Annotated in this window: 10 protein-coding genes; 6 read left to right on the top strand and 4 right to left on the bottom strand. The window is 63.8% G+C overall.

Annotated features, from left to right (window positions below; all coding sequences use genetic code 11):
* From infB to truB, 3 genes are all read left to right on the top strand, one after another.
* A partial coding sequence (gene infB / locus JYJ84_RS14635) for a translation initiation factor IF-2 (RefSeq protein WP_205189249.1) occupies positions 1-1858 on the top strand: 1858 nt, incomplete at its 5' end.
* Positions 1859-1972: 114 nt separating this feature from the next.
* Positions 1973-2371, top strand: a complete 399-nt coding sequence (gene rbfA, locus JYJ84_RS14630) for a 30S ribosome-binding factor RbfA (protein WP_122945165.1) — start codon at positions 1973-1975, stop codon at positions 2369-2371.
* Between the two features lie 13 nt (positions 2372-2384).
* Positions 2385-3317, top strand: a complete 933-nt coding sequence (truB, locus tag JYJ84_RS14625) for a tRNA pseudouridine(55) synthase TruB (protein WP_122945166.1) — start codon at positions 2385-2387, stop codon at positions 3315-3317.
* Between the two features lie 85 nt (positions 3318-3402).
* Here truB and JYJ84_RS14620 read toward each other — a convergent pair whose 3' ends face one another.
* The 4 genes from JYJ84_RS14620 to JYJ84_RS14605 form a co-directional block, all read right to left on the bottom strand.
* The gene (locus tag JYJ84_RS14620) at positions 3403-4962 is read right to left on the bottom strand and encodes a DHA2 family efflux MFS transporter permease subunit (RefSeq protein WP_122945167.1); all 1560 of its coding nucleotides are present in this window, start codon (positions 4960-4962) and stop codon (positions 3403-3405) included.
* A gap of 28 nt (positions 4963-4990) precedes the next feature.
* Positions 4991-6205, bottom strand: coding sequence for an efflux RND transporter periplasmic adaptor subunit (locus JYJ84_RS14615; protein ID WP_122945168.1), 1215 nt, complete (start codon positions 6203-6205; stop codon positions 4991-4993).
* Positions 6206-6257: 52 nt separating this feature from the next.
* Positions 6258-7754, bottom strand: a complete 1497-nt coding sequence (locus tag JYJ84_RS14610) for an efflux transporter outer membrane subunit (protein WP_122945169.1) — start codon at positions 7752-7754, stop codon at positions 6258-6260.
* An 87-nt stretch (positions 7755-7841) separates the two neighbouring features.
* On the bottom strand, positions 7842-8333 hold the full coding sequence (locus JYJ84_RS14605; RefSeq protein ID WP_122945170.1) for a MarR family winged helix-turn-helix transcriptional regulator: 492 nt from the start codon (positions 8331-8333) through the stop codon (positions 7842-7844).
* A 326-nt stretch (positions 8334-8659) separates the two neighbouring features.
* Here JYJ84_RS14605 and typA point away from each other — a divergent pair, with 326 nt between their 5' ends.
* The 3 genes from typA to JYJ84_RS14590 all read left to right on the top strand — a co-directional run.
* The gene (gene typA, locus JYJ84_RS14600) at positions 8660-10486 is read left to right on the top strand and encodes a translational GTPase TypA (RefSeq protein WP_122945171.1); all 1827 of its coding nucleotides are present in this window, start codon (positions 8660-8662) and stop codon (positions 10484-10486) included.
* A 317-nt stretch (positions 10487-10803) separates the two neighbouring features.
* Positions 10804-13668, top strand: coding sequence for a 2-oxoglutarate dehydrogenase E1 component (locus JYJ84_RS14595; RefSeq protein ID WP_122945173.1), 2865 nt, complete (start codon positions 10804-10806; stop codon positions 13666-13668).
* A gap of 135 nt (positions 13669-13803) precedes the next feature.
* Positions 13804-14072: biotin/lipoyl-containing protein (locus JYJ84_RS14590; protein WP_205189248.1), on the top strand; the 269-nt coding region annotated here is incomplete at its 3' end.

Raw genomic sequence — 14072 nt, 5'->3', positions numbered from 1 at the left:
CGGCGATTCGAGCGGCGGCGTCGACCGCGGCTGGCGCGGCGGCCCGAAGGGTCGTGGCCGTCACCAGGACAGCTCGACGTTCCAGGCGCCGACCGAACCGATCGTCCGTGAAGTGCACGTGCCGGAAACCGTGTCGGTTGCCGATCTCGCGCACAAGATGTCGGTCAAGGCCTCCGAAGTCATCAAGGTGATGATGAAGATGGGCCAGATGGTCACGATCAACCAGGTGCTGGACCAGGAAACGGCGATGATCATCGTCGAGGAACTGGGCCACCGCGCGGTTGCCGCGAAGCTGGACGATCCGGAAGCGCTGCTCGTCGAAGGCGAAACGGGTACCGATGCGGAACAACTGCCGCGTCCGCCGGTCGTCACGGTCATGGGTCACGTCGACCACGGCAAGACCTCGCTGCTCGACCACATCCGCCGCGCGAAGGTTGCCGCTGGCGAAGCGGGCGGCATTACGCAGCACATCGGCGCTTATCACGTCGACACGCCGCGTGGCGTCATCACGTTCCTCGATACGCCGGGTCACGAAGCGTTCACGGCAATGCGTGCACGCGGCGCGAAGGCGACCGACATCGTGGTGCTGGTGGTGGCAGCCGACGACGGTGTGATGCCGCAGACGAAGGAAGCTATCGCCCACGCGAAGGCGGGCGGTGTGCCGATCGTCGTCGCGATCAACAAGATCGACAAGCCGGACGCGAACCTCGATCGCGTCAAGCAGGAGCTGGTCGCGGAAGGCGTCGTGCCGGAAGAGTACGGTGGCGATTCGCCGTTCGTGCCGGTTTCGGCAAAGACGGGCGCAGGTATCGACGATCTGCTCGAGAACGTGCTGCTGCAAGCCGAAGTGCTGGAACTGAAGGCACCGGTCGAGGCGCCGGCCAAGGGCATCGTGATCGAAGCGAAGCTTGACAAGGGCAAGGGCCCGGTCGCGACGATCCTGGTGCAGTCCGGTACGCTGAACCGAGGCGACGTCGTGCTGGCGGGTACGGCCTACGGCCGCGTGCGCGCGATGCTCGACGAGAACGGCAAGCCGACGAAGGAAGCCGGCCCGTCGATCCCGGTCGAAATCCAGGGTCTGTCGGAAGTGCCGGGTGCGGGCGAAGAAGTCATCGTGCTGCCGGACGAGCGCAAGGCGCGTGAAATCGCACTGTTCCGTCAAGGCAAGTTCCGCGACGTCAAGCTTGCGAAGCAGCAGGCCGCGAAGCTGGAGAGCATGCTCGAGCAGATGGGCGAAGGCGAAGTGCAGAACCTGCCGCTCATCATCAAGGCCGACGTGCAGGGTTCGCAGGAAGCACTCGTGCAGTCGCTGCTCAAGCTGTCGACCGACGAAGTGCGCGTGCAGATCGTGCACAGCGCGGTGGGTGGCATCAGCGAAAACGACGTCAACCTCGCAACGGCATCGAAAGCGGTCATCATCGGCTTCAACACGCGTGCAGATGCACAGGCGCGCAAGCTGGCCGAGTCGAACGGCATCGACATCCGTTACTACAACATCATCTATGACGCAGTGGATGAGGTGAAGGCGGCGATGTCGGGCATGCTGGCACCGGAGAAGCGCGAAGTCATCACCGGCATGGTCGAGGTGCGCCAGGTCTTCAAGGTACCGAAGATCGGTGCAGTCGCCGGCTGTATGGTGACGGACGGTATCGTCAAGCGCTCGTCGTCGGTGCGCGTGCTGCGCAACAACGTCGTGATCTTCACGGGCGAACTCGAATCGCTGAAGCGCTTCAAGGACGACGTGAAGGAAGTGAAGCAAGGCTTCGAGTGCGGTATGTCGGTGAAGAACTTCAACGACATCGTCGAAGGCGACCAGTTCGAAGTCTTCGAAGTGACCGAAGTCGCGCGTACGCTGTAACCCTCGCGCATCGGCTCATGGGCGGGGCAGGCTTGGGCCTGTCCCGCCCATTTTCATGGTGGCGTGCCAATACTGGCCGCCGCTTTATCCTGATAAACGGATCACGGATCGATCATGTCCAGGAAACGTACTTCCCCCAATCGCAACGTGCAGATCGCTGACCAGATTCAGCGCGATCTGTCCGAACTCATCATGCGCGAGGTCAAGGACCCGCGCATCGGCATCGTGACCATCCAGAGCGTGGAACTCACGCCGGATTACGCGCACGCGAAGGTCTTCTTCACCGCGTTGACCGGTGATCCGGCCAAGACGCAGGAAGCGCTGAACCACGCGTCGGGTCACTTGCACAACCTGTTGTTCAAGCGCCTGCACATTCATACGGTGCCGACGCTGCATTTCCACTACGACCAGACGATCGAGAAGGCCGTCGAAATGTCGCGCCTGATCAAGGAAGCGAACTCGACGCGCGCGAAGGACGACGACGAGGCCGACGCGGCCGCCAAGGACGACTGAGCTCGACCGACCTATGACGACTGCAGCACCCCAACGTCCGCGTGTGCCCCGGCGCGTGCTGGACGGCGTCCTCCTGCTCGACAAGCCGATCGGCCTGTCGAGCAACGATGCGCTGATTCGCGCGAAGCGCCTGCTGCTCGCGAAGAAAGCCGGTCACACCGGCACGCTCGATCCGCTGGCTTCGGGCTTGCTGCCGCTGTGCTTCGGCGAGGCGACGAAGTTCTCGCAGGATCTGCTCGAAGCGGACAAGACTTACGAAGCGACGATGCGTCTCGGTCAGCGTACGGCCACCGGCGACGCGGAAGGCGAGGTAATCGACACGCGGCCGGTCGAATGCGACCGCGCGGCGGTAGAAGCCGCGCTCTTGCGCTTCACCGGCGAGATCGTGCAGGTGCCGCCGATGTATTCGGCGCTCAAGCGCGATGGCAAGCCGCTGTACGAATATGCGCGCGCGGGGCAAACCGTCGAACGCGAGGGCCGCAACGTGACGATCCTCGCACTCGACCTGCTCGCGTGCGACCTGCCTGACGTGACGTTTCGCGTGACCTGCAGCAAGGGCACGTACGTGCGCACGCTGGCAGAGGATATCGGCGAGGCGCTCGGTTGCGGTGCGCATCTGACGATGCTGCGTCGCACGGGCGTCGGTGCGCTGACGCTCGAGCATGCGGTGACGCTGGATGCGCTGTCCGATGCCGACGAAGCGTCGCGCGATGCGTGGCTCCAGCCGGTCGACGCGTTGCTGTCGACGTTTCCGCTGGTGCGTCTTGATGAAACCGGCGCGAAGCGGTTCCTGCATGGCCAGCGTCTGCCGCTGTCGGCGCTCGACCCGATCGACGCGGCCGAAGGTGAGCGGGTGCGTGTCTACGACGCGACGCGTCTGCTCGGCGTGGCCCGCAAGGCGAACGGCGTACTGGCGCCGGAGCGGCTCGTGGTCACGGCTGCCTGACGCAGCCGAGCGAACGCGCTCCCGTCGAAATAAAAAAGCCCGGTCGATGTCGACCGGGCTTTTTGTTTGCGTTCTGGCTGCGCGTTCAGTGTGCAGCCGATGCCGCGGCGCCTGCATCGCCGCCGCCTGAGCGCTCGGGCTTCGTGATCCAGATCAGCCCGATCAGCAGCACGAAGATCGCCGCCGAGATGTAGAACAGGTCGTTCACGCCGAGCTGCGCGGCCTGCTGCGTGGCCATGTTGTTGATCAATCCGTGCGCCTGTTCCTGCGTCAGACCGAGGTTGCCCATCTGCGTGACGGCCTGGTTGAACGTCGGGTTGTAGACGTTCGTCTGCTCGACCAGCTGAGCATGATGGAAGTTGTTGCGATGGTCCCAGGCGGTCTGGAAGATCGACGTGCCGATACCGCCGCACATGATCCGCACGAAGTTCGACAGGCCCGATGCCGCGGGGATGCGGTGGCCGGGCAGGCCGGACAGCGTGATCGACACCAGCGGGATGAAGAAGCCGGCCATCGCGATGCCCTGTACGAGCGTCGGCAGCGTCAGCGACCATTCGTCGACACCCGTCGTGTAGCGCGAGCGCATCCAGAAGCACAGCGCAAACGTCAGGAACGACGCGGTCGAGATGAAGCGCGGATCGGTACGCGGCAGGTACTTCCCGGTGAGTGGCGACAGCAGGATGGCGAACAGCCCGACCGGCGCCATCACGAGACCGGCGTCGGTCGCGGTGTAGCCGATCTGCGTCTGCAGCCACAGCGGCAACAGCACGAGGTTGCCGAAGTACAGGCCGTATCCGATCGACAGTGCAACCGTGCCGCCGGTGAAGTTCCGCATGCGGAACAGCGACAGGTCGACGACCGGGTGCTCGGCGGTCAATTCCCAGATGACGAAGAACGCGAATGCAATGACGGCCGTCAGTGCGAGCACGATGATGGTCGTCGACGCGAACCAGTCGAGATCCTTGCCCTTGTCGAGCATGATCTGCAGCGAGCCGACCCAGATGACCAGCAGCGCGAGGCCCACGCCGTCGATCGGCGCGCGGCGCACGGTCGACTCCCGATTGCGGTAGATCGCCCACGTCGCGGCCGCGGCGGCGATGCCGACCGGGATGTTGACGTAGAAGATCCACGGCCACGAGTAGTTGTCCGAGATCCAGCCGCCGAGGATCGGCCCGGCAACCGGGGCGATCAGCGTCGTCATTGCCCATAGCGCGAGCGCCATCGGTGCCTTGGCCCGTGGATAGCTCGACAGCAGGAGCGCTTGCGACAGCGGAATCATCGGGCCCGCAACCGCGCCTTGCAGCACGCGCGATCCGAGCAGGAACGGCAGGTTGGGCGACAGCCCGCACATCCACGACGAAATCACGAACAGGATGATCGACGCGAGGAACAGGCGAACCTGCCCGAAGCGGTCGGTCAGCCAGCCGGTCAGCGGCACGGAGATCGCGTTCGCGACCGCGAACGACGTGATGACCCATGTGCCCTGGTCGGACGACACGCCGAGGTCGCCCGAGATGGTCGGGATCGCGACGTTCGCGATGGACGTGTCGAGCACGTTCATGAACACCGCGAGCGATACCGCGATCGTCCCGATCACGAGTTGCCCGCCCTGCAGGGGCGGGTGAGAGACAGGAGCCTGTGCCATGTCGGTTGTTTTTCCGGAGTCGGAACGGTTACATCATCTTCGCGATGGCGTTCGACTTCGCCGCGGCCGGTGCCGATGCGTTGCCGCCTGCGTTCTCGGCGATGATGCGGGCGATTTCGGCGTCGGCTTCGTCGCCGTACTTCGCGAACACGTTGGTCTCGTAGACGGTGTTCTGCGCGTTCACGAGCTGATCGCCGCGTTCGTCCTTGATGTCCACATCGACCTGCATCGACAGGCCGATGCGCAGCGGGTGCTTGGCGAGATCCTTCGGATCGAGTTCGATCCGCACCGGCAGGCGCTGCACGACCTTGATCCAGTTACCCGTCGCGTTCTGCGCCGGCAGCAGCGAGAACGCCGAGCCCGTACCGGCCGAGAAGCCGACCACCTTGCCGTGGTAGACCGCCGACGAGCCATAGATGTCGGCCGTCAGTTCGACCGGCTGGCCGATGCGCATGTGCTTGAGCTGGACTTCCTTGAAGTTCGCATCGACCCACACCGCGTTCAGCGGCACCACCGACATCAGCGGCGTGCCCGGCGACACGCGCTGGCCGACCTGCACCGAACGCTTCGCGACATAGCCGGTGACCGGTGCGGGCAGGACGTTACGTGCGTTCGCGAGGTACGCGTCGCGAACCTTCGCAGCGGCGGCCATCACGTTCGGGTGGGATGCGATCGTCGTATTCGCGGTCAGTGCGCGATTCGATGCGAGTTGTTGTTGCGCGGCATCGACCGATGCTTGCGCGGCCTTCACGGCGTCACGCGCATGCGAGATTTCTTCCTGCGACACGGCGCCCGTCTGCGCGACGGCTACGCGGCGACGGAGATCGTCCTCGGCTTTCGACAGGTCGGACTGGCGCAGCGCGACTTGCGCGCGGTACTGGTCGTCGTTGACGAACAGGCCGCGCACCTGGCGCACCGTTTGCGCGAGATTGGCTTCGGCCTGCTGCAGCGCGACCTGCGAATCGGCCGGGTCGAGCACGACGAGCGGATCGCCGGCCTTGACCGTCTGCGTGTCGTCGGCTTTCACCGCGATCACGGTGCCGGTGACTTGCGGCGTGATCTGCACGACGTTGCCGTTCACGTACGCGTCGTCGGTCCCTTCATGGAAGCGGGCGACGAGGAAGTAATACAGGCCATACGCGATGGCCGCGATCACGATGACCGCGATGAGCAGCGTCATCATTCGTTTGCGTTTGCCGTTGCTCTGCGGCTGCGCGCTGGCGGCGTTTTGTTGGTCGCTCATGGCGATTTTCTCCGTCCGTTATTTCGAGTGTCTGCGTAGTGGTGGCGCCGGATCAGTTGGCGGCCTGTTTTGTCGGCTTGTCGGCATCGGGCGCGGCGAGCGGCGTACCGGTCGCGTCGAACCCGCCACCCAGCGCCTTGATCAGCGCGAGCTGCATGTCACGCCGGCGCATCTTCAGGTTGGTCACCGTCTGTTCCGATGCGAGGCGGTTGCTGTCCGCGGTCAGCACCTGCAGCTGCGGCGACAGGCCGGCCTTGTAGCGGATGACCGCGAGGTCATAGGCGCGCGTCGATGCGTCGAGTGCGCGTTGCGCATCGCCCATCTGGCGATCGACCGCGCGGATCGACGCGACCTGCGTCGCGACGTCGTTCAGCGCGCTGATCAGCGTCTGGTTGTAATTCGCCACCGACAGGTCGAAGTCCGCGTAGCGGCCCTTGAGCTGCGCGCGCAGCGCGCCGGCGTCGAAAATCGGCAGGTGGATCGCCGGGCCGAACTGCGCCTGACGGCTCGCGAAGTTCAGGAATTTGCCCCAGCCGAACGCATCGAAGCCGAAGCCGGCCGCGAGGTTCACGTCGGGATAGAACTCGGCCTTCGCTTCCTTCACGTCGTGCATCGCGGCTTCGACCTGCCAGCGTGCGGCGACGATATCGGGGCGGCGCGAGACGAGATCGGCCGGCAGGTTGCCGGGCAGTGCGACTTCGCCGCTCGGGTTCATCACGGGCGCGGCGATCTGCAGCCCGCGATCCGGGCCCTTGCCGAGCAGCGCCGCGAGCTGGTAGCGCACGGTCGTGATCTGGCCATCGAGATCCGACAGCGAAGCCTGGGTCGTCGCGATATTGCCGCGGGCCGTCTGGCGTTCGACGTTGGTGTCGAGGCCGGCTGACACGCGGCCGTCGGTGATCTTGCCGACCGTCTCGCGGTTGGTGATCTCGCGTTGTGCGATATCGCGCAGCGCATAGAGCTGCGCGAGCGAGTTGTAGGTGCGTGCGACCGACGACGCGAGCGTGATGCGTGCCTGCTGCATGTCCGCTTCGGCCGCCTTTTCCTGCGACACGGCGGTGTGCAGGCGTTCGCGGTTCTTGCCCCACAGGTCGAGTTCCCACGAGGCGCTTGCGAGCGCGTTGTTCTCGCTGTACCACTGGCCGCCGTACGGGGGCGGGAACAGCGCGTTCCCCGAATACAGCTCGCGCGTCCACGAATAGCTGGCTTCCGCCTTCGGCAGCAGGCTCGAACGCGACGATTCGATGTACGACGACGCCTTGGCGATACGCGCCTGCGCCTGCGCGATCGAAGGATTGCCCTGCAGGGCTTCGTCGATCAGCTTCGGCAGCTGCGGATCGCCGAACTGGCTGGCCCAGTCGAGCGCCGGCCACTGGCCGCCCTGGGCCGGCAGGCTCTGGGCGGATTCGAAGTGCGACGCGGGGGCGATCTGCTTGTCGCTCTTGATGCCGATGTAATTTGCGCAGCCCGCCAGCGCCAGTGCGGCAACCGCGGCGGCGACGGCGGCGCGGCACGACCCGGCGCGCACGGACAACGGGGAGGATTTCATCGCGCTGATCCCTGACTCGGAATGAATGATGGACACTGCAAGGATTCCCTTACATTAATCTGTCAAAAGTAATTGTTATGGCAACTATTACGTGATGCTGCCGCCGGCGGTCTCGCAGTAGTTGCTGAGAATGCGGCGCAGCATGCTCTTCAGGAACCCGACTTCTTCCGGCGTAAACCCGTCCAGCACCTGGTCGAGCACGCTGCGGAAAATCGGCGGCAGCCGTTCGGCGAGCGCACGGCCTTCGTCGGTCAGCTCGAGGCGCACGACACGCCGATCCTCGATGCTGCGGACGCGGGACAGCAGCCCGCGTTTCTCGACCCGGTCGAGCAGGCGCGTGACCGCGCTCGCGTCGATCCCGTACTCACGCGCGAGTTCGGCGGCCGTCGAGCATTTGCCGACCGCGATCATGAACAGCATGCTCGCCTGCGTGCCCGTGATGCCGAGCTCTTCCTGCGTGCGTTGCGTGACGAGGTTGGTCATCACCGACTTCACGCGCGACATCAGATAGCCGACGCTGTCGTTCATCTGATACGAAGACAGCGGCGAAACGGGTGGTTGGGTAGAAGAATCCGGCATAAAACCCTGAAGCTGCAATAGTTGACTAGGCAGCAGTATAGGCACAGTTGCTTGCCGCGGCAAATGTTAATCGAACGGCAAAGGGTGCGCTTCGCGTCAGACAAATCCCTTGTCTCAATAAGGTTTTTGACCTCGACGACGACGTGGGCTTCGATCGATTGGCGTGTTCGAGGGGAGGGCGCGCGGGCCTGCTGGCTGCGTCGCAACGTGTCCGCCAGCTTTCGACATTCTCACGTGCTATAATTTGTGGCTTTCCAAGCTGCAATGCGCGCGCCCGTGAAAACCGAGCGGGCGCTTTTGCGCGTTCAAACGATTTCCAGGTTTCTATGACCCGCGCCCTTCGCAATATCGCCATCATCGCCCACGTCGACCACGGCAAGACCACGCTCGTCGACCAACTGCTTCGCCAGTCCGGCACCTTCCGCGAGAACCAGCAGATTGCGGAACGGGTGATGGACTCGAACGACATCGAAAAAGAGCGCGGGATCACGATTCTCGCGAAGAACTGCGCGGTCGAGTACGAAGGCACGCACATCAACATCGTCGACACGCCGGGGCACGCGGACTTCGGTGGCGAGGTGGAGCGCGTGCTGTCGATGGTCGACTCGGTGCTGCTGCTCGTCGACGCGGTCGAAGGCCCGATGCCGCAGACGCGCTTCGTCACGAAGAAGGCGCTCGCGCTCGGCCTGAAGCCGATCGTCATCGTCAACAAGATCGACCGTCCGGGTGCGCGGATCGACTGGGTCATCAACCAGACCTTCGATCTGTTCGACAAGCTCGGCGCAACCGAAGAGCAGCTCGACTTCCCGATCGTCTACGCATCGGGCCTGAACGGCTATGCGTCGCTCGACCCGGCTGCGCGCGAAGGCGACATGCGCCCGCTGTTCGAAGCGGTCCTCGAGCACGTGCCGGTCCGTCCGGCGGATCCGGAAGCGCCGCTGCAGCTGCAGATCACGTCGCTCGACTATTCGACGTACGTCGGCCGGATCGGCGTTGGCCGCATCACGCGCGGTCGTATCAAGCCGGGCCAGCCGGTCGTGATGCGCTTCGGGCCGGAAGGCGATGTGCTGAACCGCAAGATCAACCAGGTGCTGTCGTTCACGGGCCTCGAGCGCGTGCAGGTCGAATCGGCCGAAGCGGGCGACATCGTGCTGATCAACGGTATTGAAGACGTCGGCATCGGCGCAACGATCTGCGCGGTGGACACGCCGGAAGCGCTGCCGATGATCACCGTCGACGAGCCGACGCTGACGATGAACTTCCTCGTCAACTCGTCGCCGCTCGCCGGCCGCGAAGGCAAGTTCGTCACGAGCCGCCAGATCCGCGACCGCCTGATGAAGGAACTGAACCACAACGTCGCGCTGCGCGTGAAGGACACCGGCGACGAAACGGTGTTCGAAGTGTCGGGTCGCGGCGAACTGCACCTGACGATTCTCGTCGAGAACATGCGTCGTGAAGGCTACGAACTGGCCGTGTCGCGTCCGCGCGTCGTGATGCAGGAAATCGATGGCGTGCGCCACGAGCCGTACGAACTGCTGACCGTCGACGTCGAGGACGAGCATCAGGGTGGCGTGATGGAAGAACTCGGTCGCCGCAAGGGCGAGATGCTCGACATGGCGTCGGACGGCCGCGGCCGCACGCGCCTGGAGTACAAGATCTCGGCGCGTGGCCTGATTGGCTTCCAGAGCGAATTCCTGACGCTCACGCGCGGCACGGGCCTGATGAGCCACATCTTCGACTCGTACGCACCGGTCAAGGATGGCTCGGTCTTCGAGCGCCGCAACGGCGTGCTGATCTCGCAGGACGACGGTGCTGCCGTGGCCTACGCACTGTGGAAGCTGCAGGATCGCGGCCGCATGTTCGTGAAGCCGGGTGACGCGCTCTATGAGGGCATGATCATCGGTATCCACAGCCGTGACAACGACCTCGTCGTGAACCCGATCAAGGGCAAGCAGCTGACCAACGTGCGCGCGTCGGGTACCGACGAAGCCGTGCGCCTCGTGCCGCCGGTCCAGATGTCGCTGGAATACGCGGTCGAATTCATCGACGACGACGAGCTCGTCGAAGTGACGCCGCAGTCGATCCGCCTGCGCAAGCGTCACCTGAAGGAACACGAGCGTCGCCGCGCGAGCCGCGAAGGTGCGGTCGACTAAGCATTTCGACCGTTCGCTGCGTCACGGAAAAGGCTGCCTGCGGGCAGCCTTTTTTGCATCTGCGCGACGTGCAACCGGGTTGCCTGCAAAACACTGTTTCTGAGGGTCGTGGCAATCCGGCAAAACCCCGTCGCGCGGTGCTTTCAGGCACATTTCACCGTGAACTTCGGTATCGGTTCTGTGATATGCTGCGCGCACGCAAGTTTAGGTCCTTCCAAGCAAGACTTGATTCGCAATCCGCTAAACGGTCAGGCCGTGTCGCGGAAGGTTGAGTAACCCGCTATTTCTCGAGAAGCTCGAAGAAAGGTGAGCGTAAAATGTCAGATGTAATGAAGCAGTTTCAGCTGAACTCCTATCTGTTCGGCGGCAATGCTTCGTACGTTGAAGAACTGTACGATGCATACCTCAACAATCCGGCATCGGTGCCGGAGAACTGGCGAGAGTATTTCGACGCGCTGCAGAATGTGCCTGCAACGGACGGTTCGAATGCCAATGACGTCGCCCATTTTCCGATCGTCGAATCGTTCGCCGAGCGCGCGAAGGCCAATGCCTTCATTCCGCGCGAAAGCACCAGCAATCTGGCTGCGGCACGCAAGCAAGTGCACGTCCAGTCCCTCATCAGCGCCTATCGCTTCCTCGGCTCGCAATGGGCCAATCTGGATCCGCTGAAGCGTCGCGAACGTCCCGCCATTCCTGAACTCGAACCCGCGTTCTACGATTTCTCCGAAGGCGACCTCGACCAGACGTACAGCGCAAGCAACCTGTACTTCGGTTTCGACCAGGCTTCGCTGCGCGACATCGTCAAGGGTCTGCGCGACACGTACTGCGGCACGATCGGCGCCGAATACATGTACATCAGCGACCCGGAACAGAAGCGCTGGTGGCAAGAGCGCCTGGAGTCGATCCGCGCGACGCCGAACTTCTCGGCAGACGAGAAGAAGCACATCCTGAATCGCCTGACGGCAGCGGAAGGCCTCGAGCGCTATCTGCATACCAAGTACGTCGGCCAGAAGCGCTTCTCGCTCGAAGGCGGCGAAAGCTTCATCGCGGCGATGGACGAAGTCGTCCAGCACTCGGGCAAGCGCGGCGTGCAGGAAATCATCATCGGCATGGCTCACCGTGGCCGTCTGAACGTGCTGGTCAACACGCTGGGCAAGATGCCGGCCGACCTGTTCGCCGAATTCGAAGGCAAGCACGTCGACGACCTGCCGGCCGGTGACGTGAAGTACCACAAGGGCTTCTCGTCGGACGTGTCGACGGAAGGCGGCCCGGTCCACCTCTCGCTCGCGTTCAACCCGTCGCACCTCGAAATCGTGAACCCGGTGGTCGAAGGTTCCGCGAAGGCGCGGATGGACCGTCGCGGCGACGAAGACGGCCTGCAAGTGCTGCCGGTGCAGATCCACGGCGACGCGGCCTTCGCTGGCCAGGGCGTCGTGATGGAAACGCTGAACCTCGCGCAGACGCGCGGCTACGGCACGCACGGCACGCTGCACATCGTCATCAACAACCAGATCGGCTTCACGACGTCCGACCCGCGCGATGCGCGCTCGACGCTGTACTGTACCGACGTCGTCAAGATGATCGAGGCGCCGGTGCTGCACGTGAACGGCGACGATCCGGAAGCCGTCGTGCTCGCGATCCAGATCGCGATCGACTACCGGATGCAGTTCCACAAGGATGTCGTGATCGACATCGTCTGCTTCCGCAAGCTGGGCCACAACGAGCAGGACACGCCGGCGGTCACGCAGCCGCTGATGTACAAGAAGATCGCGCAGCACCCGGGCACCCGTGCGCTGTACGCCGAGAAGCTCGTGCAGCAGGGCGTGATCACCGCGGAAGACGCCGACGCCTACGTGAAGGCGTACCGCAAGGCGATGGACGACGGTCACCACACGGTCGACCCGGTCCTGTCGAACTACAAGAGCAAGTACGCGGTCGACTGGGTTCCGTTCCTGAACCGCAAGTGGACGGATGCAGCCGACACGGCCGTGCCGCTCGCAGAACTGAAGCGCCTCGGCGAACGCATCACGACGGTCCCGGAAAACTTCAAGGTTCACCCGCTCGTCGAGCGCGTGATCAACGACCGTCGCAACATGGCGCGTGGCGACCAGCCGCTCGACTGGGGCATGGGCGAGCACCTCGCGTTCGCGTCGCTCGTCGCATCGGGCTACTCGGTGCGCCTGACGGGCCAGGACTCGGGTCGCGGCACGTTCACGCACCGTCACGCGGTGCTGCACGACCAGAACCGCGAACGCTGGAACGACGGCACGTACGTGCCGCTGCAGAACATCGCTGAAGGCCAGGCGAAGTTCACGGTGATCGACTCGGTGCTGTCGGAAGAAGCGGTGCTGGGCTTCGAATACGGTTACTCGACCGCCGAGCCGAACACGCTCGTGCTGTGGGAAGCGCAGTTCGGCGACTTCGTCAACGGTGCGCAGGTCGTGATCGACCAGTTCATCTCGTCGGGCGAAGTGAAGTGGGGCCGCGTGTCGGGTCTCACGATGCTGCTGCCGCACGGCTACGAAGGCCAGGGTCCGGAACACTCGTCGACGCGTATCGAGCGTTTCCTGCAACTGTGCGCAGATCACAACATGCAGGTCGTTCAACCGACGACGCCGGCGCAGATTTTCCACCTGCTGCGTCGCCAGATGATCCGCCTGTTCCGCAAGCCGCTGATCGTCGCGACGCCGAAGTCGCTGCTGCGTCACAAGGAAGCGGTGTCGGACCTGTCGGAACTCGCGAAGGGTTCGTTCCAGCCGGTGCTGGGCGAAACCGACGGCGGCATCGACGCGAAGAAGGTCAAGCGCGTGCTGGCATGCTCGGGCCGCGTGTATTACGACCTCGTCGCCCATCGCCGCGAAGCGAAGGCGAACGACGTCGCGATCATCCGTATCGAGCAGCTTTATCCGTTCGCGCACAAGCAGTTCGAAGCTGAAATGAAGAAGTACGAGAACGCGACTGAAGTGGTCTGGGTGCAGGACGAGCCGCAGAACCAGGGTCCCTGGTTCTACGTCGAGCACCATCTGAAGGAAGGCATGAAGGAAGGGCAGAAGCTGGCATACAGCGGCCGTCCGGCTTCGGCCTCGCCGGCGGTTGGCTACTACGCGAAGCACTACGAGCAGCAGAAGGCCCTCATCGAAGGTGCATTCGGCCGCCTGAAGAGCGCATCGATCGCGAAATAACCGACGGAAGCGAAACGGGAAGGCGCCATGCGCTTTCCCGTCTCTTTTGGCCCGCCGGGCGCGTAGCGCGCCGCACCGGCCGAAGGAATCGCACGAACCTCGTCATTACCCAGATTAAGCATCCAGGAAAATCACATGGCTATCGTAGAAGTCAAAGTCCCCCAGCTTTCGGAGTCGGTTTCGGAAGCCACCATGCTGCAGTGGAAGAAGAAGCCGGGCGAAGCAGTTGCTCAAGACGAAATCCTGATCGAACTCGAGACCGACAAGGTCGTGCTCGAAGTGCCGGCACCGGCTGCGGGCGTGCTCGCGCAAGTGCTGCAGAACGACGGTGACACCGTCGTTGCTGATCAGCTGATCGCAACGATCGACACCGAAGCGAAGGCAGGTGCAGCCGAAGCCGCGGC

Source organism: Burkholderia sp. LMG 13014 (genome assembly GCF_905232215.1).
In the GTDB taxonomy this organism is placed as follows: Bacteria; Pseudomonadota; Gammaproteobacteria; order Burkholderiales; family Burkholderiaceae; genus Burkholderia.
The sequence above is the reverse complement of the archived record's forward strand: the minus strand, read 5'-3'. Positions and strand labels throughout refer to the sequence as shown.

What these genes read in the sequence shown, in the direction of transcription:
- JYJ84_RS14615 (WP_122945168.1), bottom strand. Translation starts at nt 6,205, where the DNA reads ATGAGCGACCAACAAAACGCCGCCAGCGCGCAGCCGCAGAGCAACGGC.
- truB (WP_122945166.1), top strand. Translation starts at nt 2,385, where the DNA reads ATGACGACTGCAGCACCCCAACGTCCGCGTGTGCCCCGGCGCGTGCTG.
- JYJ84_RS14595 (WP_122945173.1), top strand. Translation starts at nt 10,804, where the DNA reads ATGTCAGATGTAATGAAGCAGTTTCAGCTGAACTCCTATCTGTTCGGC.
- JYJ84_RS14610 (WP_122945169.1), bottom strand. Translation starts at nt 7,754, where the DNA reads ATGAAATCCTCCCCGTTGTCCGTGCGCGCCGGGTCGTGCCGCGCCGCC.
- JYJ84_RS14620 (WP_122945167.1), bottom strand. Translation starts at nt 4,962, where the DNA reads ATGGCACAGGCTCCTGTCTCTCACCCGCCCCTGCAGGGCGGGCAACTC.
- typA (WP_122945171.1), top strand. Translation starts at nt 8,660, where the DNA reads ATGACCCGCGCCCTTCGCAATATCGCCATCATCGCCCACGTCGACCAC.
- rbfA (WP_122945165.1), top strand. Translation starts at nt 1,973, where the DNA reads ATGTCCAGGAAACGTACTTCCCCCAATCGCAACGTGCAGATCGCTGAC.
- JYJ84_RS14605 (WP_122945170.1), bottom strand. Translation starts at nt 8,333, where the DNA reads ATGCCGGATTCTTCTACCCAACCACCCGTTTCGCCGCTGTCTTCGTAT.